The organism is Pirellulales bacterium, assembly GCA_035546535.1.
Taxonomy (GTDB): Bacteria; Planctomycetota; Planctomycetia; order Pirellulales; family JACPPG01; genus JACPPG01.
On sequence record DASZWQ010000182.1, the window covers coordinates 1 to 20,412 of the forward strand.

General features: G+C 64.3%; 13 protein-coding genes. 5 read left to right on the top strand and 8 right to left on the bottom strand.

The window, feature by feature from the left end:
- The 5 genes from VHD36_21190 to VHD36_21210 form a co-directional block, all read right to left on the bottom strand.
- The coding region (locus tag VHD36_21190) for a redoxin domain-containing protein (GenBank protein HVU89859.1) at nt 1-2,331 on the bottom strand (2,331 nt) is incomplete at its 3' end.
- Nucleotides 2,332-2,546: 215 nt separating this feature from the next.
- Nucleotides 2,547-4,388: an ABC transporter ATP-binding protein gene (locus VHD36_21195; protein ID HVU89860.1), complete on the bottom strand. Its 1,842-nt coding sequence runs from the start codon at nt 4,386-4,388 to the stop codon at nt 2,547-2,549.
- A gap of 68 nt (nt 4,389-4,456) precedes the next feature.
- Complete coding sequence (locus tag VHD36_21200; GenBank protein ID HVU89861.1) at nt 4,457-6,304, bottom strand: ABC transporter ATP-binding protein; 1,848 nt, start codon at nt 6,302-6,304, stop codon at nt 4,457-4,459.
- 220 nt (nt 6,305-6,524) lie between these two features.
- The gene (locus tag VHD36_21205) at nt 6,525-9,836 is read right to left on the bottom strand and encodes a fused MFS/spermidine synthase (protein HVU89862.1); all 3,312 of its coding nucleotides are present in this window, start codon (nt 9,834-9,836) and stop codon (nt 6,525-6,527) included.
- Between the two features lie 403 nt (nt 9,837-10,239).
- Complete coding sequence (locus VHD36_21210; GenBank protein ID HVU89863.1) at nt 10,240-12,066, bottom strand: glycerophosphodiester phosphodiesterase family protein; 1,827 nt, start codon at nt 12,064-12,066, stop codon at nt 10,240-10,242.
- A 75-nt stretch (nt 12,067-12,141) separates the two neighbouring features.
- Here VHD36_21210 and VHD36_21215 point away from each other — a divergent pair, with 75 nt between their 5' ends.
- Nucleotides 12,142-12,318 carry a hypothetical protein gene (locus VHD36_21215; protein HVU89864.1) on the top strand — a complete coding sequence of 59 codons (177 nt, stop codon included), beginning with the start codon at nt 12,142-12,144 and terminating at the stop codon, nt 12,316-12,318.
- 51 nt (nt 12,319-12,369) lie between these two features.
- On the opposite strand, the gene VHD36_21220 is transcribed toward VHD36_21215, so the two are convergent.
- On the bottom strand, nt 12,370-14,109 hold the full coding sequence (locus VHD36_21220; GenBank protein HVU89865.1) for a HEAT repeat domain-containing protein: 1,740 nt from the start codon (nt 14,107-14,109) through the stop codon (nt 12,370-12,372).
- 55 nt (nt 14,110-14,164) lie between these two features.
- On the bottom strand, nt 14,165-14,809 hold the full coding sequence (locus VHD36_21225; GenBank protein ID HVU89866.1) for a hypothetical protein: 645 nt from the start codon (nt 14,807-14,809) through the stop codon (nt 14,165-14,167).
- Between the two features lie 307 nt (nt 14,810-15,116).
- Here VHD36_21225 and VHD36_21230 point away from each other — a divergent pair, with 307 nt between their 5' ends.
- Both VHD36_21230 and VHD36_21235 read left to right on the top strand, forming a co-directional pair.
- Nucleotides 15,117-16,043 carry a nuclear transport factor 2 family protein gene (locus VHD36_21230; GenBank protein HVU89867.1) on the top strand — a complete coding sequence of 309 codons (927 nt, stop codon included), beginning with the start codon at nt 15,117-15,119 and terminating at the stop codon, nt 16,041-16,043.
- Between the two features lie 46 nt (nt 16,044-16,089).
- On the top strand, nt 16,090-16,932 hold the full coding sequence (locus VHD36_21235) for a hypothetical protein (protein HVU89868.1): 843 nt from the start codon (nt 16,090-16,092) through the stop codon (nt 16,930-16,932).
- A gap of 15 nt (nt 16,933-16,947) precedes the next feature.
- Here the strand turns inward: VHD36_21235 and VHD36_21240 are convergent, their stop codons facing one another.
- Nucleotides 16,948-17,730 carry an SDR family oxidoreductase gene (locus VHD36_21240; protein HVU89869.1) on the bottom strand — a complete coding sequence of 261 codons (783 nt, stop codon included), beginning with the start codon at nt 17,728-17,730 and terminating at the stop codon, nt 16,948-16,950.
- A gap of 445 nt (nt 17,731-18,175) precedes the next feature.
- Between VHD36_21240 and VHD36_21245 the strand changes: the two genes are divergently transcribed.
- Nucleotides 18,176-19,537: an FAD-dependent oxidoreductase gene (locus VHD36_21245; GenBank protein HVU89870.1), complete on the top strand. Its 1,362-nt coding sequence runs from the start codon at nt 18,176-18,178 to the stop codon at nt 19,535-19,537.
- Nucleotides 19,515-20,411, top strand: a complete 897-nt coding sequence (locus tag VHD36_21250) for an RNA polymerase sigma-70 factor (GenBank protein HVU89871.1) — start codon at nt 19,515-19,517, stop codon at nt 20,409-20,411. Before VHD36_21245 ends, VHD36_21250 begins: the two co-directional genes overlap by 23 nt.
- Nucleotide 20,412 lies beyond the last annotated feature (1 nt).

A 20,412-nucleotide genomic window follows, 5' to 3' on the forward strand; every position in this document is an offset into this window, starting at 1 on the left:
CGCTGCCATCGCTTGCGACAAGGCCGCGAGCAATTGCACGGCCGGCTGCGGGAAGGCGTCGGGTTCGGTGCTCCAGAAGTTGATCGTCGCACGCGTTTCGCCCAGCTTCACCGGCACGTGCAAGCTCGATTTCGCGCCACGGGCGACCATTCGTTCGAAGATCTTGCCCTGCACCTTCGTCAAATCGGCATTCACCACCGGCTTGTCCCCCTCGGCGATCGTGGCCAAGGGCTCGCCCGCAGCTTCGACCTGCGGCAACGGGCTGCGAATCGTTTCGGGGGGCGGAGGTGCCTTCTTGTCGGCATCCGCGCGCCGATTGCCCGTAAAGGGACCGTATTTCTGCACGACCTGGCCGTCCTGGACGACCGTCATGCACACGCGATCGACCTGCGGCACCGTGTTGGGCAGGAGGAAGCCAAAGCGGCCAAACCACTCGGCGTCCGTCAGCGCCATGTGCGTGGCGGCCTTTAGATTGTCATCGGGATCGCCACCGGTGGCTCGCATGACGGTCAAGAAATCTTGCATCCGCGTCGGCTGCTTTTGCTCGGCCTGAGGATTCGTCAGGTCCTGGTGCGGATCGGCTATTTCGAAAAAGCCGATCATCATTTCTTCGAACGTCTGATCGCCGAAGCCGACCGTGGCCTTGGGGTCGGGATTATTCAGGTTGTGCTCGGAATTGTCGAAATGCGCGTGGCAGTCCAGGCGCGTGCCGGCCGGCATCAGTTTCGGCTCTGCCAGACGATAGTTCGTCTGCCAGCCAAAATCGTAGCGCGGCACCGAGAGCAAAGTCTCCTTCTTTCCATCGGGATACGTCACTACGTAGTCGAACGCTTTGCCGCGCAGGTGCATGTGCGGCATCATCCTCAGTAGCAGTGCATCGCGCTTGAAGATGTAGCGCGAATTGACACCGACTTCGTCCGTCTCGGGCGGCAGTTGGAAAACAAAATTCACGGCGCTTGTTACGACGACCTCTTGCTTCACCGTCTTGGGATCGGCGAATTTCACCCCCAAGTAGCTGCGGTCCTGCTGGGCCGAGCCATTCGGCGTGTAGTGCATTTGAAACGCCAGTTTCGAGCCGGCCGGTACTTTACGAGCCATGCCCGGCGGCAAGGGCTCGGGCCGCAGCCCGGGGGCAAACGCTCCGGTGAAATCATTGCCGTTACCCAGGCCTCCCTGGCCGCGACCATCGGGCGGAATCACGAAAATCAAAATGTGGTGTACGACCGCCGGATTGCCCGGCCGCGGCTCGATGGCGCTCAGCCACTTGTCCTCCTTCCAGCCCGGATCGACGACGAACATCTGATATTCGACGACGCCCGTCGCCGGCACGTCGTATGGCTTGTCGGCCATGTAGATGACCTGGTCGGGCTCGGGGATCATCCACCCTTCGGTGAATTGCGGCGGCTTGGGCAGGTCCTTCGGGTCACCTTCCGGCGCGCCAGCGGCCACCCAGCGGGCGATCGTGGCTTTGTCCTCGTCGCTCATCCGCGCGTCGTTTTGGAAATGACCATAGTGCGGATCGGCATGCCAGGGAGGCATGCGGCCGGCTTGCGTGACTTCTTCGATCATGCCGGCCCAGCCTGCGGCGTCCTCGTAACTGGTGAGCGTGAAGGGCGCGATCTGCCCCGGTCGATGGCAGAACACGCAATTCTCGTTCAGGATCCGCGCGACGTGCTTGGTGTAGGTGACGTCACTTTTGGTCGATGGTTGGCGATCGCGGCCGATCAAGCAGCCGCTCAGCTCGGTCGTCGGCTGCGAGACGGGCTTGCCGGCCAGGATCTCATCAAGCGCTTCGGCCAGGTCGCGCCGCGACGGCTCCTTGCGCTGATAGTTGGCCGTCTTCACCAGGCCGTATTGATCGTCGACGCGGCCGCGATAACGGATCTTTCGCGCGCGGTCGAGCACGATGATTTCAGGCGTGCGCGTCGCGCCGACCTTGTCGGCCACCGCCTGCTGCAAGTCTTTGAGGATCGGAAATTCAATGCCGTGCTGCCGGGCGTAAGCCGCGATCTCGGTGACGGCGTCCTGCCGGTTCGCGTCGATGCCCACGAACACCACGCCGCGCGATTCATACTCCTTGGCAAGCGCGGCCAGCCGCGGGGCATACAACTTCGCCAGCGGACACTCGGTGCCCAGGAATGCCAGCACGACGACCTTGTCCTTGGCGGCCTGATCGAGATCGAACGTTTGGCCGCGGTAGTCCTTGAGCGTGAACGAAGCGACCGGCGTTGCGGCCGGCGCGTTTTTTTCTGTGCCGGCCGGCGCTGCGGCCCATGCCAAGGACGGGGTTGTTGCGGTCGCCAGGATGAGCGAATGCCAGAGTTTTCGCATGGGAACCTCACGTCCTTTTGGGGGAAGGATTTTGGCGTGTCGAAGCTAGCGGGCCAACGGCCCTGCACGGGGCCCTCACGGGTCTCGGAATCTTGTTCGCTCGTCGCGGAGGAATATTAGATAACCAGAAGGAAGAATCATCGGCCAGCAAAGACGGGCCCTCATTCCAGGCTTAGCCCCACGAGCGAGACACAGCCCGGACCCTGCGAAGTGGGCTATGCCGCGGCGTTCATATAGTGGCGGCCCAAGCTGGCGTAACGAGCGTTACGCAGTAACAACTCGGCCGGCGAACCTTGCTCGACGATCTGGCCGCTGTCGAGCACCAGCACCTGGTCGGCGCGGCGGATCGTGCTCAAGCGATGCGCCACGATGAAGCTGGTACGGCCCGCAATCAACCGCGACAGCGCCTCGCTGATACGCTTTTCGGTAAACACGTCGATCGCGCTCGTGGCTTCGTCCAGAATCAAGATCGCGGGATCGGCCAACAGCGCCCGGGCAAAACAGGCGAGCTGCCGTTGCCCCAGCGACAGGTTCTTGCCGCACTCTCCCACGTCGGCGTGCAATCCGCCGGGGAGCGATGTCACGAGGTCATAGCAACCGAGCTTCTCGAGCGCGTCGGCGATGTCGTCGTCCGTGGCCTCGGGCCGACCGAAACGAATGTTGTCGGCCACGGTGCCGCAGAACAAAAAGTTCTGCTGCTGCACGATGCCCATCTGCCGGTGCAACGAAAAGGTTTGCAAATCGCGGATATCGTGACCGTCAATCAGCACTCGCCCGGCCGTGGGCAGATAGAACTTGGCGATTAGATTAATGATCGAGCTCTTGCCGCTGCCGGTATGACCAACCAGCGCGATGCACTGCCCGGGCGCAGCGGTGAAGTTTATGTTCTCAAGCACCAGGCGATCGCCTTCGTAGGCAAACGACACATCTTCGAACGCGACTTCGCCGACCATGCGCCCGATGGGTTGCGCCGCAGGACGATCGATCCAATCCGGCTCGATGGCGAGAAATCGCCGCACCCGATCGGCGCCAGCCAGCGTAAGCATCGCCTGGTTGTATTGATCGCCGAGCGTCTGAATCGGCGCAAAGAAGACATTCGCCAGGAACATGAACTGGATCAGCTCGCCCGCCGGGGCACCGATGCCGGGCGACAGGACGCGGTAGCCGCCCAGGATCAGGATCGACGCCAGGAACGCCTGGCTGTTCAATTCCAAGAGCGGCACGAACACGCCGGCCGTGCGCGCTGCCTCCATGTTGTACACCGAATGATCGGCCACCAGTTCGCGAAACAAGCGGGCGCTGGTGTGCTGCCGGGCAAAGCCTTGCGTCACTTGCACGCCGTGTACCGCTTCCACCAGCCGCGCCGTCACGCGGCTGAAGCTCTCCTGCACGGCGCGGTGGGCATCGGTGAGCCGGCCACGAAAGCGATAATTCAACCAGCCCAGCGTGGGTCCCATCGCGGCCACGACCAGAAACAACGCAGGGTCGTACCACAGCATCAGCGCGGCGGCGACCAGCATCTGCCCCAGCCCGACCAGGCTGGTGAAAACGACGTCCTGCACGCCGGCGCGCACGGCCTCGGTGTCGGACGTCATGCGGCTGATAACGCTGCCGAGTTTCGTGCGACTGAAGAAGCTGGGGGTCATGCGCTGCAGGTGTACGAATACCGCGTCGCGTAGATCGTGAACGACGCATTCGCCCAGCTCGAGCGCCAGCCGCTGCCGGAAATGAAAGAACAGGTTCGTCCAGGCTGCGAGTATGACGTAAGCGGCCACGCCGAGGGCCAGTCCGCGCAGCGAGTGCCCCGCGATCGGGCCGCTAACGACGTAACCGGTGACCCATGCCAGCGCCGCCAATTGCAGCGAGCGGACGACGACCAGCCCCAAGAGCACGTTGCGCTTTCGGGCGTAGGGGCGCGTGAAACCGTACAGCCAGCGGACGACGTCCCAGCCCGGCGGCGGCGCCGAATCGTAACAATCGTCTTCGCCTCCGCGCGCACCCCGGCCTGCCAGCCATCCGTCGGTTTTTTGTTTGCCCCTCGCTGCAAATGTCCTCATGGTTTCCAGACTTCATTGGTTGTCGCGGGCGAGTCATCAGGTTCCACGCAGGAGACTCGCCCCAAAACTTACGCGTAGCAGGCGGCCTGTTCGGCGTGCAGCCGCGTGGCCTGCCAGTAAGGGCCATTGCGCTGCGATAATTGTTCGTGGGATCCGGCTTCCACGATCCGGCCCTCTTCCATCACCAATACGACGTCAGCGCGCTTGAGCACGGCGGGGCGATGCGTCACGATGATCGAGGTGCGTCCGCGCATGGCCCGGTCGATCGCGGCGAGAATCTCCTGTTCGGTCTGCGCGTCGACGGCGGCCGTGGGATCGTCCAAGAGCAAAATCGGCGGTTCCAGCAAGATCGCCCGCGCGATGGCCAGTCGCTGCCGTTGTCCGCCCGAGAGATTGTTCCCCTCTTCCTCGAGCCAGGTGTCATAGCCGTTGGGCAGTTGACGAATGAACTCATCGGCGGCGGCAATCTGGGCGGCGCGGACGATTTCCTCGCGCGTCGCCTGCGGATGGCCGAAGGCGATATTCGCCGCCACGGTATCGCTGAAGAGGAATGTTTCCTGAAAGACCAGCCCGACGGCTCGCCGTAGATCCTCCAAGGCCAGGGCCCGCAGATCGATGCCGTCGACCAGGACGCGACCGATGGTCGGATCGAGGAAGCGTGGGATCAGGTGTAGTAGCGTGCTCTTGCCGCAGCCCGTAGCACCCAGGATCGCCACGCGCTCTCCGGGGTTTACCTTCCAACTGACATCGACGAGAACCGGCTCGCCCGTGTGATAGCTGAAGGAGACGTTTTCGAAAGTGATTTCGCCGCGCGGCCGCGGCAGCCGGCGCGGAAACGGGGGCGAGTGGATTTCGATCGGGGCGTCAAGCACCTCGAACACCCGGCGCGCTCCTGCCATGCTTTGCTGCATGCTGTTGAGCACGTTGACCATCTTGCTGACTTGCGCCGAGAACTGCTGCAACAGTCCCGAAAAGACGATCAGCCCGGTCCCCAGCGGCAGCTCTCCGATCGTCACCAGGTAGCCGCCGTAGCCCAACAGCACCGCCAGGTTGAGCGCCGTAAGAAACTCGCTGGTCGGCGTGAACAGGCTCAATCGCCAGAAGATGAAGCGCTGTTGACGTTGCACGGCATCGTTGGCCTGGCGAAAACGGTCGATCTGTTCCTGCTCGCGGGCGAATCCGCGCACGACGCGCATGCCCCGCACATTTTCCGAGAGGACTTGAATCAGCCGGTCCATCAGCCCGCGGTTGCGATCGTAGGCCGGCCGCACGACGTGACAGAACGTCGCCGCGACCATCCACAGCACCGGCATGCTGGCCAGGCAGGCCAGCGACAGCCCCATGTGGATCCGCAGCATGTAAACCAGGTAAACGCTCAGCGATAACAGCAGAATGACCATCTGCAGCACCATGCCCTCGACGAACTGCCGCACCGCCTGGGCATCGCCGGTGACGCGATTGATGATCGACGTCGTGGAATTGACGCGAAAAAAACGGCTGCTCAGATCGTGCAGCTTTTCGTAGATCGCGGCGCGCAGCTCGACGACGATTTGCTGCTGCACCACGCGCGCCGAAGAGATCGCGTGCTGGTAGTTCAGCGCCGCGCGCAACGTCGCCAGCAGCAGCACCGCCGCCGCCAGCACCAGCACCCGAGTAAACGCCGGCCAGTGCGGCGGAAAGGAAAGCCCTTCGGGCCAGGCCGGCGCAGCGCTGGCCGGGTCGACGGCGTGCCGAATCACGTCGATCGCCAGGCCGGTCAGCCCCAAACCAGCGAGCGCAAGCGCCAGCAGAACGATCTGCTGCGCCAGTAGCGTGCAGCATCCCCAGCGATGACGCCAGGCAAGCCGCAGCATGCGCAGCGTCAGCTTCGACGTCGAATGAGACGAACCGGTCTGAAACGAAGGATGAGGCGACAACACGAAGCTTACTGGCCGGGCTGCCAGGCCTGCGAGCACGCAAAAAGATGGCCCCGTGCGCGCGGCATGGCGTCAGAAGTCAGAACCTGTTCCCAAGTCGGGCGGATACTGTAGTCGGATGTCTGGGGCCGGTACAGGCTGAAACTTGGGCAAGCTGGCCGGCCTGCGCGGGACTCGTTCTGCCACGCGAAACCGCGTTCGAAACGACGCACCGACGATGCTAGCGTTGCGGCGCCTGAAGCGGCGCGGGGGGGGTAAATGCTGCCGGCTCGGGCTGTTCGCGAAGGGGCTTGCCCGCCTCGTACAAGGCCAGCCGGTCGCGGGCGATCTGGGTGGCTTGCTGGTTGCCGTCGACCGTGGCCCGCTTGAGCACTTCCCGCATCTCGGCGACGGCCGCGTCGAATTGGCCGGTCTCGGCGAAAGCGGCCGCTAACGAGTCGACCAGGCCCCACTGATCGTAATCCACCCCACGCGCGATCTGCCGCGCCCAGCGCAGCGCCTCTTGCCCGTCGCGCACCGAAGGATCGTAGCTCGTGGCCAGAATTCTCACATAGGCATTGATCCAATCGCGGTTCGCCGCTGCATCCGCCAGGGCCGGGTCGCGAGCAAGCGCCTGGCGAAACTCCCGCGCGGCTTCAGGGCGTCGGCCCAATTCGAGCAACACCTGCCCCAGAGCCATGTGGAAGAAGGCATTTTCCGGTTGCTCATCCACGACCGGTTGAAAGACCGCGGCCGCTTCGCGGGGCATGCCGAGCGACCGATAGATATTGAACAGGGCCATCCGGGCGTCGCTCCGATCGGGCCGATTGCGCAGCCAATCCTCGAGCAGCTTCACGGCTTCGGCCGACTTGCCTTGCTTCAAATAGACGTCGGCCAATAACCGGTGCGGCTGTTCCGAATGCGGTTCGATCGCAATGGCTTGCTGCAAGATCGTGGCGGCCTGGTCCCACCGCTCGCCGTCCATCTGCTCGATGGCTTGTGCCACCAGGAACAGAGCGCTGCCCGGCGGTGCGCCGATCAGTTCACCTAACTGCGCCGTCCATCGGCCATGCGGCAATTTGGCAAGCCGCAGTCCGGCGCGCATTGCCTCGGGCAAGGACGCAAATAAGTGCAGCGGAGCCTTGAACTCCAGCAGCATGTTGCGATCGGTGTTCGTGCGCTGCTGAGAATCCTTGGCGGTGAGCTCGTCGAGGATCTCCTGATCGATCGTATAACGCGCCAACAGCAGCGTCCGAACGTCGGTCGTGTGAAACCAGCGCCGCCAATCGTGCTCGATATCGGGCGAGCTATCGACCAGCTTTTGCATCGCCTCCAGGCGCTCGGCATCGGGTAATAGCGGCCGGTCCGAGGCCAGGAGCACCGTATCCAAACCGCCGGTCAGCGTCACCAGTCCGCAATAGGGAAACACCTTGCGCATGGTGCGCACGATCATCAGGTAATCGGACAGCGAAATGTTGTAGGTCTGAACCCACTGCGCGAGCACACCACCGGGCCGCAGTCGCGATTGCGCCGTCGTAAAGAATTCTTCGGTGAACAAATTCGACACGCCGGCCAGCCACGGGTTCGATGGCTCGGAGATAATGATGTCGTACGACTGCTCATCCCCCTGCAACTGGCTCCGTCCGTCGCCGTACACCATGCGCAGAGTCGATTCGGCGTCCAGTTGCTCGGCGCTGCGCCGGCAGTCGGGCGGAAGCGCCTCGTTCTGCCGCTCGAGACTGGCGCGCGTCCGCTCCAGGGGGCGGTGATTGATGTGCTGAAAGAAGGGCTCGGCGCCCACGACCGCCGGCTCGATTTCGCAGCTCGTCACGCGCGTGCCGGGAAGCAGCAGACTGGTGCCCGACGTCGTGCCGCTGCCGAATCCGATGACCAGGACGTCGCGCGCTGCGGGACAGAAGATGCGGGGAAAATAGGCCAGCCCCAGCTGCGTCACCATGTCGCTCAGGTCGCCGGCGTCGACCTTGCCGTTGACGCGCAAGCTGGCGTAGTCGCCGTACGAGATCACCGCCACGCTGCTCGTCGGCCCTTCGGCGAAATATTTGCAGCTTATGATATCCATCACTCCGGCCTGACTGCCGTACAGGTACAGGCCCAGGTTCGTGAGCCGTGGATCAAGCGGCAGCGAGACTCCAAAAATGATCGCGGCCAGCGCCAGCGCGCAGCCGAGGGCGTTGCGTAGCTCGCGCGCGCTGCCGCTGGGCGTTACGAGCAACATGGCCAAGAGGTACAGGCCCATCGCCAATCCCATCGCCCCGGCCGTGCCGAAGCGCGGAAACAAAACGACCGCCGTCAGCGAGGCCCCCACGATCGATCCGAACGTGTTCCACGCGTAGACATCCCCCACGGCGCGGCCGACGCGCGCGGCCTGTTCGTGCGTCAGGTCGACAAATACGGGAAAGAGAACGCCCATCGCCACGGCGGGCAGGAACTGGACGACGGCCGCCGCCATGACGCACAGGCTCGCATTGCCGAGCAGCGTTTGCCGCACCGTACGGTGATCGCCCACGAAAGTCGACAGCCACGGCAAAAGCAACTTTCCGGCAAAACAAGTCACACCCAGCCCGAAGATCACGATCATCGGCAGGTAGGGAACGACGTCGGTGCTGCGCAGGCGCAGGTGAAAGAACAAGCTGCCTGTGGCGATCCCCAGCAGCACGACAAACAGCGTGGCGCTGTACGCATACGTCGAGCCGCCGAGGACTAGCGCCAATTGCCGGCTCCAGGTCATCTCGAGGATCAAGGCCGCGAGACCTGCCAGCGTGACGGCCACGTAGACGCTCGCGAGCGACACGGCCGGCCCCGAACGCGCCTTGGGCGCGGCGGACGAGATCGCTTGCGACTTTGCTTTGTCATCGGTCGATTCTAGCCGCGGCGAGCGCACACCCACGCGCTCTTGGACAACGATCGCCGCCACGCCGATGGCTATGTTCAAAAGCGCCGTGGAATTATTGGCAGTGACCAGCCCCAGTGCCGGCAACACGTGAAATCCGGTCAGGTAACAACCGGCCGCGGCGCCGTACGTGTTGATTGCGTACAACCAGCCGGTCGCCTCGTCGAGCGCGCCGTCCCGCGCCGTCAACTCGCGCGTCAAGAGCGGCAGCGTCGCTCCCATCAGCGCGCACGGAGGTCCGATAATCACGAGCGTCACCAGGAATTGCAGCAGGAATCGCACCAGCGGCTCCTGGGGCAGATGAGCGTAGATCGCGCTCGAGAGGCCGATCAATGCCTGGATTTGCAACGGAATGCTGAGCGCCGCCAGACCGATGAACGATTCGCAGACGCCGTACCACCCCAGCGGCCGCACGAGGCGGTCGGCAAGTCGGCCACTGAGGTACGCTCCGACGCCGAGACCGAAAAGGAACGAGCCCCCGACGGCGGCGAATGCCAGGCTCGAGCTGCCCCACACGTGCGTGAACCGTTTGAACCAGATGACCTGGTAGGCCAGACCCGTGCCGCCCGACAGAAAGAACATGCCTGACGCCAGCCAGAACAAACGCCGCGAAACCTGCCCTGTCTTAGCGGATTTGGCCATGGGCAAAAGCAGTGTCGGGCGGCGTCCGGGCGGATGGGTGCGTTGGAAACGTAGCGGCGGCTGCGTTGGCGGAACAAGACTTGTGAGTTAATCGATTGGGCGCCGCCGGCAAGCTTTCAATCATAGGTGCCCCGACAGGCGGTGTCGACCGGCGGGCGTACCGCAGCGCGCCGAATGAGCCTGCCAACGCGGCAGGATTCCTCTTGTGCGGTATGATGGAAAAATGACATCGCGACTCTGGCGACTAGGCGCAGGAACGGCCATCGGGGCGATTCTTGGGGGCCTATTTGCACCCGGCTGCGGCGAGGCGTGCGTCCTGCAGTTTGTCGCTGGCGGCGGCGCTGCTGGCCTATTTGTCGCGCTCGTGCTGAACGCGGTTCGTCCGCTGTAGGATTTCCCAAACCTATTCGCGCATCCAGCGGCGCATGCGCATCAGCATTCGCTCGACGTCCCCCAGCGAGGCGTACCAATCGACCACTTCGCGCACCATTGCGGGGTCGTCGGTGATCAGGTTGTCGCAGCCCAGGTCGAGTAAACGCAGTACGGCCTCGCGATCCGATACGCCCCATACGTGGACTTCCATGCCGCGCCGGTGCGCGCGTTTGACCAGAGGCCCGTTGACCAGCCGCTGGTGCAAACTGAGAAAGTTCACCGGCAGCCGCGTCATATCACCTTGGCCGGTCGAGAGAATCATGCCGACTGGGATCTCGGGCGCCCGTCGGGTCGTTTCCGCAAGCGGGGCCAATTGCAGGCACGAGACGATGGCCGGGCCGGAAAAATCGTGGGCGCGCAACACGTCGAGCACGGCCGGCACCAGCAGTGCATTGTCGCCGTAATACTTGAGCTCGACGTTCAGGCGAATCTCCGCGCCGCAGGCGGCGATCATCTCGGCCAGGGTCGGCACGTGCTCATCGGTCGGCGCGCCCGAGTTTCTCATGCGCAACGCTGCCAGGTCGACGGTGCTAATATCTTTTACCTCGCGCGGGTCGCCCGTCATGCGGCGCAGATCGCGATCGTGCATCAGAACGACTTCACCGTCGGCCGTTTGCTGCACGTCGATCTCGGCGAAGTCGGCGCCGGCAGCGATCGACAGCCGTAGCGCCGCCAGGCTGTTTTCCGGCGCGGTCTTCGGACCGGCACGATGCGCCGTGACCAGCATCGGACGACGTTCGAGGGATTCTCGCTCCAGATGCACGGCATAGCCGATGCTCGCAAGCGGACCCAGGCAAGCGAGGGCAATCAGCACTGCGCGCCGACCACCGCTCCCTTGCCGGCCGCCGGTGCTCGTCGGCCACGCAGCGCGGCGCGGCAACTGTTGCGAACGCTGCCCATGCACGTATTCGTAAGCGAGCAAACCGGCCATGCCGATCGCGAAGACGGCGGCCAGCAGTTGCAGAACCAGCCCGTCCACCAAGAGCAACAAGGCCGTTAACCAGACGAGGCTCGTCAGCCGCCCGGCAAACCGATCAAGCAGCACGACGTTGAGCACGTTCAGCAGTGCGACGGCGATCGCGAAGGCGACATACTTTGCCAGTTGCCACCCGCCCAGCACGGTAATCACGCGCGCCACCCGGCCGCGCATCAACTGCGAACTTTGCGCGAGAGTCCCCAGGATCGAATGGCTTTCCACCACACAGACCGGCACCGCCAGCGCCCAGCGCGCGAACAACCAGACCGCCACGATCGCGAACCCCACCGTCAAGGCAATACCGCATCCGACCGCGGCCCAGAATCGCGGCGGACGCTCGGCCAGAAAGTAGTGGATGTCGGCGTCGCTCAGCAGCAGCCAGTAAACCGCGCCACCGAGCGCCATAAACGGCAGCGCCGCGAGCAGCGCCAGCGCCGTCTGAATCAAGGCCAAGGCGAACAGTCGCGGGGCCGCCCACACGAGTGCCCTCGCCAGAGTACCTGCCGAGACGGTTAGTCCATCGAGCGCCGCGTCGGCCAGCAGAATCAATCCCGCGTACTCGAAAAAGACCAATGCAAACCCCACGCTGCCGAAGAGCACCAGGGCCAGCGCGCCCAGCGGCGAGAGCAAGAACGACACCAGTTCGAAGTTACCCAGCACCGCGTCGCCCGAGAGGCCGACGGCGTGATACGTACACGTCGCCACGAGGGGGCCGAGCACCGCGGCCATGACCAGCGACATCAATAGCTCATAGCCAACGAGCGGCTTCCAGGCGCGGCACAGCGCTCCGGCGGCAACCAGCCAATTCTCAGCGCGGGTCATATCGGGCCGTTTCTCGGAGTGCGAGGCTTTCAAGATTTGACGCGGCACGAAGCCGGCATGGTATGATTGCGAGAGATGAATCGAAACAGCTTCACCAGCCGATTGCTCTTGGCCACCAGCAACGATGCCGTGCTCTTGCTGTTGGCATTCTTCGCCTATCGCAATGGGCTCTGGCCGATCGCTGTGCTATTGGCCGTCGGCGCGATTGTGAGCACCGGCTACGTCTTGTTGCGGAAATCTGTTCGACCGTGATCTGTTCGCCGGCAGGGGGCATCCGCGCAGCAGCGGGCGCCACGCACACGCTCAGCCGCGTATCTTTGCGAGCGCGTCATGAACCGCTTCACGCACGGCAGGGCTCGGATCATTTTGCGCCCTTTGCAGTGCTCCGGCCGCCGACTTGGCCGCCGCGCCAAGGTCACCCAGCGCCGCCGCCGCCTCCTGACGCGTCACGTCGGTTTTTCCCTCCTGCACCAGACCCACCAGTACCGGCACCGCCAGTGCGACCGTCTGAGCATTGTCGGGCTGCACGCGCAACAGCGCCTCGGCACAGGCCAGTCGCAGCAATTGATCCTTCGATTTGAGATGCTTCTGCAATTCGTCGACGGCCGCGCGGGCCGCCGGACCAATGTTCGCCAGCGCAAACGCCGCTGCTACGCGCACGTCTTCGTCGCTGTCGTGCAGCAGTGGAACAAGCGCGGTCGTGGCGTCGGCCGCCGCCGGTCCGATGCTCCCCAGGGCGAGCACGATGTCGCGCCGTCGCGGCGCGTCGGCCTCGCCGAGCAGTTCCACCACAGTCGGAACCGCCCCGGCCGCCGATGGGCCCATGCGACTGAAAACCCGCAGCGCTCGATCCTGACTGGCCGGGTCTTTAAGTCGTTCGACCACGCGCGGCACAATCGCCTCGCCCAGTGACGCCAGCGCCCGAGCCACGTTCTCCTGCACTTCCGGATCAGGATCATCCAACGCGGCCATGAGCGGCGGACCGACCGTTTCACGCGGCGCATTCAAGTCGAGCAGGGCCTTGGCGGCTCCCTCCCGCAGGTTCGCATCTTTGCTTTTCAATCCGGCGACGATCAACTCGACCGCTTTCGTCACGGCACTCGCGTCGTCGGGCTTGATCTTGGCAACAGCCCAGCCCGAGATCATGGCCAGGAACGCATCGTCTCCCCCTTCGGCCTTTTCCAAAGCCGGCAGAGCATCGGCCGCGCGGGCCTGGCCCAGCGCGAACGCGCTCGCGTAGCGAACCGCGGGAGTCTTGTCCGCGAGCGCTGCCATCAGTGACGCTTGTGCACTGGCAGCGTCCGCGCCGATCGCTCCCAACGCCATGGCGGCCTGCATGCGCACCTCGGGGTCAGGGTCTTCGAGCAATTTGGCGAGCGCGGGCGTCGCGTCTTTGGCCGCCGGCCCCATTTCGGCCAACACCAGCGTGGCCCAATAACGCCCTTGCCGGTGGCCAAGCGCCTCGACGAGCGCGGGCACGGCTTCGGCGCCTCCTTCGGCCAAGCTTTGCAGCGCCGGCAGTTTCACCGACGGGTCGGCGTCTTCGAGCGCTTTGACCATCAGCGGGATGGCGACGTCCTGGCCCGGCTCGAGCCGGGCGAGCGCGCTGATCGCCGCCCGCCGCACCTGCGCGTCGGGATCGGTGATCAGGCTGGCCAGCCCGTCGACGATCGACGGCCGCCTATCGTCCAGCATGCCCAGGGCCCGCGCCGCGTGCGCGCGAACGGCGGCATCTTCGTCTTTCAGCGCCTTGAGCAACGCCGGCGCGGCGCTCTTTGCCTTGGGGCCGATCGTTTCGAGCGCCCGGGCGGCTCGCCAACGCACTCCCTCGTCGGCATTAGCGAGCGCCTTGGCGAGTTGCGGCACCGCGGCGACTCCCTTGGGACCCGCGTCGGCCAAATCGTCGATCGCCCGTTGCGCCACCCGGCTGTCGGTGTTGTTGATGTCGCTGATGGACTGCCGTAGTGCGTCAGGCTTCTGCGGAGCGCAGCCCAACAGCATCACGGGCAACGACAAACTGCCGATGATTCTCAATACTTGCATGATGGGTCGGTCCAACCGAGGTGATGCGAACGAGGCGTGGCGAGGTTCCGGGGTTCTATCCCGCAGGAAAGCGCGCGTCGTAAGCCAGGCTTTCGACGAATTTCTTGGCCGCGATCCAGTCGTTGGCCTGGTACTCGTTGATGTTTTTCTTGAGCGCCGCCAGCAAGTCGCCCGTGACTTGTTGCACTTGCCGGAACACGTCGGGCGAGATCGAGCTGGCCGTGGCGCGCTCGGCGAAAAGTTTGTCCAGTTGCTCGCGGTCGTCGGCGTACTGAGCATCGCGGAGGATGATCGGCCAGTTGAGTTGCCCGGTCAGCGGGTCGAGCTGCGTGGACGTCAATCGCGTGGGCAAACCCACCCGCGCAAACCGCATGATTTCGTTCTGCGACAGGCGGGGCGATCGCTTTGATGCGCGGTAAGCGCGGTTGGCTTTCCGCATCTGGTAATAGGCCTCGGTCCATTGCAGGCGGTTTTGAATGTCCATCGAGCGGGCTTGCTCGTAGTTTTGCGCGGCCATCGAATCCATCAGATTCGCGGATCCGGCCGAGCGCACCACGTCGGCAAACCCGCGCTGATAGCTTTCGGCCGCCGTCGATGGCCCGAAGCCATTGAAGTACGGCGCCGGCGCGAACCATTGCCCCACGGCCACCAGCGGTACGAGGATTCCGATGGTCGCTGCAGCCGCGATGAGCCTGCGCATCGTGTCACTCCTTGATGAAATCACGGCGATCGAGATGCGTGCGTCAGAGCCCGAGAACGAGAAGGGGCGGCCGGCCCCACGTCAGACAAGTTCTGCCGCCGACTCGGTTAGAAAGGAACGGATCAGCACAATCTTGAAGCCTTTCACGCCGAAATGCAAACGATTTCGTCCATGCGCGCGGCAACAGAAATGGGCATGGCACAGCGGGGAGTGCGGAAATGAGGCGCACTAGTGGCTTAATGCCGGTTCTGACTACAATGCTATCCTATTCTTGGGCAGCTTCGATCGATTGATCCGGGAGCGTCGCATGCGTTTCTATTTAGTTCAACTTGTCGCACTCTGCTGCTCAATCAATCTGATCGGTCCGGCGGCGGGGCTGGCCGAAGAATCGGCCGCGACTCGGCAAGCGGATGCCTCGGCCGACGAGAAGGCAATCCGTGAAGCCGGCGACGCCTATCGCGCGGCGTTCGCCAAGGGTGATCTCGAGGCGGTCGCCGCCTTCTGGGCCGCGAACGCCGACCTGGTCGATCAAACCGGGCACGCCTTCAAAGTGCAGGCGCTGATCGAGCAGGCGCGCAAGCGGGCCGAAGCGGGCGGCCAGATTCCTCCGCCGCAACGAAAGAGCACGACCCTGTCGATTCGTTTCATCACGCCCGACGTGGCGCTGGAAGACGGCACGTTCGAGCGTGGCGGCGAGGACGGATCGCGCCAAGGCCGCTACACAGCGGTGTGGGTCAAGCGAAACGGCAAATGGCTGCTCGATGGCGAGCGCGAGTCACCGGTCAACGCTCCGGCGGTCGAAGATCCGCTCCCCTCGCTGGCCTGGATGGTGGGCGAATGGACCGCTACGGGCGACGACCAATCGGCCGAGATGTCCTGCACCTGGGGGCCCGGCAAAACTTACTTGCTGCGGCAGATCACGCTTAAACCAAAGAATGGCGACCCGATAACCGCTACACAATGGATCGGCTGGGACCCCATACAAGAACAACTGCGCTCGTTCCTGTTCGATTCCCGGGGCGGGTTCAACGACGGTGTCTGGACCAATGAGGGGGACGCCTGGGTCGTGCGCAACAAGGGGACCACGCGCGACGGCACGCGCAGCTCGGGCGTCATGCTCTACAGCCGCATCGATGACAACACCTGGACGATCGAGTCGCTCGAAGACGAAGTCGACGGGCAGCCCGGTCCCGAAATTAACCTGCGCGTGACGCGTAAAAAGGCCGGCCGCTAGCGGCTGCCTTTTCAATTGCATCGGCGATTCAGAAAGGATCCACGTCGTGTCAGAAATGCGACGCACACGCTACGTTCTTGGCGGCACCGCAGGCGCGCTTGCGGTGCTGGCGTTTGGATTCTGGGCTGTCGGCTCTTCGCCGGCGCAGCAAACGAAAAAGCAGCAGCCCGGAAAGGCAGCCGCCGGATCGTCGCGCGCGACGCAAAGTGCTGCACCCGCCGCGGGCGGCGCCGCGAAAGCCGCTGCGCCGCGCGAACGCATCGATACGCTCGCCCAGCAACAGTTTTTGGCGACCGAGGAATGGAAAACGACGGCCGCGGACTTCGACGCCTGGCTGAGCTCGCAAACGTTTTACGACGACGCGCGTACGGCCGAAACGCGGGCCCGCTTCGCCGTCGGCGTCGAGCGGATGAGCGCCGAGCAGTTGCAGCGCTTCATGGTCGAGCTGCAGAAGAAACTGGAATTGCTTTACGGCCCCATCGCCCAGGATGCCGAAGCGTACCTGGCGGAAAAGGCGGCCGTGGCCTCGCCGGCCTACATGAAACGAATTCTCGACCAGATTCCGGACGTGCTGACCGCCAGCGCCGCGCAAATCGATCAGAGATTGGTTGCCTATGCGGCGAAGCGCCAGAGCCGACGAGATTCGCAGCAGCGCTTCGACGAGAATCGGCAAGTGCGCGTGGCCGCGAATCAGGCCCGGGCCCAGGAACGCCGCGACGCCCAGCAGCGCGCCGCGGAAAGGCGCGGCCGTTCGCCGGCCGTAACCAATGCGTCGACCGAGAATAACTTCACGCCCGCCCGGGATTACGCTCCGCACAATCAGCCGCAGAGCGGGTTCGGCATTCCGATGATGGGATTTGGGATGGGCGGCTTCGGCGTGATTTGGTGAGCGCCGGCTGAGCGGTCATTCGTGCGTGCCGACGATCGTTTGATCGAAGTCGATGATCGAGCCGGTCATCAAGCCCGCGCGCTCCGAGAGCACGAAGGCCGCGACCTGCGCCACTTCGTGCGGTTTCAGCAATCGGCCGAAGGGCTGCCCGGCCTCGGCTTTCGTCAGCCAATCGCTGGCGGCATTGTGAAAGTTCTTTTGAATCGCATGTTCGCCGGGCGTGTCCATCCAGCCGATGTTCAGGCCGTTGACGCGAATCCGCTCGCGCACCACCGACCGTGCCACGTTTTTCGTCAAGGTCGCCAGTGCGCCTTTTGACATCGAATAGGGGCACAAAAACGGCTGGCCGCCGTGACTCGACATGCTGAGGATATTCACGATCGACCCCTGCACCTTGCGCTCGACCATCAGCCGCAGCGATTCCTGCATCAAGAAGAACGGCGCCCGCACGTTCACGGCCATGATGCGGTCATACAACTCGGGCGAGGTATCGAGAATCGTGCCGCGATCGGTCAGAGCCGCGCTATTCACCAGATAATCGACGCGGCCGAAGTGTTCCCGCGCGGCGCCCACGACAGCCCGGCAGTCGGCAACCTGGGCCAGGTCGGCCGGGACGAACTGCGTGCGACAGCCGAGCTGGCCGAATTCGTCGGCCAGGCGCTTGCCGTTGGCGGCGTTGCGACCGCAAATCACCAGCCCGCCGATCATGCGCTCGGCGATCAAACGGCGTGCGATCGCTTCGCCCAAGCCTTGCGTGCTGCCGGTGACGATAGCGATCTTTTCCGATACGTCAGCCATGCGGTCTCACCTTCCTGCAAACGACACCATGATTGCGCCGGGACAGAGCATCCGGGTGCGGACGAGTATAGCGGCGCGCGCGCCGGTATTTCAAAGCGCGGAGAAGCACCGCTGTTTCGCACAGCACAATTTGGCGAGGAACAACCGGCCACTCAACTCTCTGTTGGATGCCGGGCGGTCCCTAAGGCAAAGGCGCATCGATGTACGGAAGCGCGATCCCGTGACTTGTGCAAGTCCTCTCCCTGGCCGTTCCTCTTGCGGCTATGGAAAGCGCGGAGGGTGACGTCGCGGCCTGAAGCAGGCCGCTCGCGCTTCTTCCGGTGCATTCGTCTCTCCGCCGCGGCGGTCTGCGCGGGAATTTCATCTTTCTCCGTCACATATCCTCGGCCCGATCCGTCTATCCTCTTGTGGGGCCACGATTCTGTGTCCCCCGGGAGGGATAAACATGAGCGCAGGCAAGGTTTTACGCACAGACATCCATTCGGCCGACGCAATCGTCGTCGGCGGTGGCCTGGCCGGATTGCTGGCCGCCGCCCGGTTAGCTCGGGCGGGACTTTCGGTCCGGGTTTTCGAACAAGCGGGCCATCTCGGCGGGCGCGCCGTCACCAATGAGTTGCATGGCGTTCGCTTCAACCTCGGGCCGCATGCGCTGTACGCCACCGGGCCTGCCCGCCGGTCGCTCGAAGAATTGCAGGTGCCCATCGCAGGGCACTTTCCCAGCCCCGGCAGGCCGCTGGTCACGCTGCGCGGAACGTCGTATCGTTTACCGGCCGGGCTGGGCTCGCTTGCCACGTCGCGCTTGTTGAGCTTCGGCGAGAAACTGCGCCTCGCGCGACTATTTGCCACGATCAAGTCGATCGACACGCGCCGCCTCGACAGCACCAGCGCGCGCGAGTGGATCGAACGTGTTGCCGGCCGCGGCAATTTGGCGCTGCTTCTGGCCGCGCTGTTCCGCGTCAGTACGTATGTCGACGACGCGGAGCACTTATCGGCCGGCATGGCGCTCGATCAATTGCGGACGGCGCTTGTGGGCAACGTGCTGTATCTCGACGGCGGTTGGCAAACGATTGTCGATGGCCTGCGCAACGTCGCGACCGGTCATGGTGCATTGATCGAAACGCAAAAGCACGTGCAGTCCGTGTCAAGCGGCGGCTCGAGCGTCACGGTCCGCCTGGCGAGCGGCGACGCATTGCACGCCCGGGGCGTGATTCTGGCCGTCGAACCGGCCGCGGCGTGCCGGCTGCTCGGCGCTTCGGTCGACCACGAGTTTGCGCAGTGGGCGAACCGGCAGGTGGCCGTTCCCGCGGCCTGCTTGGACGTGGCGCTTCGCGACTTGCCACGGCCTGGCGATCGCTTCGCGCTCGGACTCGACCAGCCCCTTTATTATTCGGTTCATTCGGCGGCTGCGCGCCTGGGGCCGGTGGGTGTCCACGTTCTGCACGTGATGAAATACGCACGTGCGGATCGCGAGGACCCCGCGGCCGGTGTCCAGGCGGAGTTGGAAGCGATGCTGGATCAATTGCAGCCCGGGTGGCGGGCGCATCTTGTCGCCCGCCGTTTCCTCCCCAGAATGACGGTGACCCACGCGCTTCCTTTGGCGGCGGCTGGCGGCGGATCCGGGCGAGCGACGGTCGACGCAGCCCGACTGCCGAACGTTTTCCTCGCCGGCGATTGGGTCGGTCCCGAGGCGATGTTGGCCGATGCGTCGGCGGCTTCGGCCGCGCTTGCCGCGCAGCGGGTTCAGTCAGTGGTGCGCGGGGCAGAAGCGCGGAACGATCAAGAGCATGTTCTCTATGCACGTGGCTGACAAAATCTTCGAGGAAGAACGCCCGCGGCTGGAACGGTTCGCCTACCGCATGCTGGGCTCGCGCGCCGACGCCGACGACGTGCTACAAGAGGCCTTCTTGCGCTGGGCCGGCGCGGACCGTAGCGACGTGCAGTCGCCCGCGGCCTACCTGAGTTCGATCGTGGCGCGGCTGTGTATCGATCAACGCCGCTCGATCGAGGCGCGCAAGGCAAGCTACGTCGGTCCCTGGTTGCCCGAGCCCATCGTCGGCGCCGAAGAGAGCGATCCGGCCCGCCGGCTGGAAACGGCCGAAACCGTGTCGCTGGCGCTACTCATGATCCTGGAAAGCCTGTCACCGGTCGAACGGGCTGCGTTCTTGCTAAAGCGGGTGTTCGACTATGGCTACGACGAAATCGCCGCCATCCTGGACAAGTCGGCGCCGAATTGCCGGCAACTGGTGCATCGCGCCGAGCTGGCGATCGAAGGCGGCCGGCCGCGCTTCACGCCCGATCCGGGCGAGGCCGAACGAGTGACCCAGGCGTTCCTCGGGGCCTGCACCAGCGGGGACGTGCAGGGCCTGCTCGAACTATTGGCCGACGACGTCGTGGTGTACAGCGATGGCGGCGGCAAAGTGCCGGCGGCGCTCGCGCCGGTGCGCGGCGCCGATCGCGCCGCGCGGTTCTTCGTCGGCGTCACGAAAAAACAGCCTGCCGGCGCCGTGGTGGAGCACGCGCGCGTCAATGGTCAGCCAGGCATCGTGATTCTCGTAGCTGGCCGGGCCGATACCGTGCTGACCCTGGATGTTTCCCACGGACGCATCGTTACCTGCTATGCCATCCGCAATCCTGAGAAGCTGGCACGGGTCAGTCACGACCTCGCGAATCGCACGAACTGAT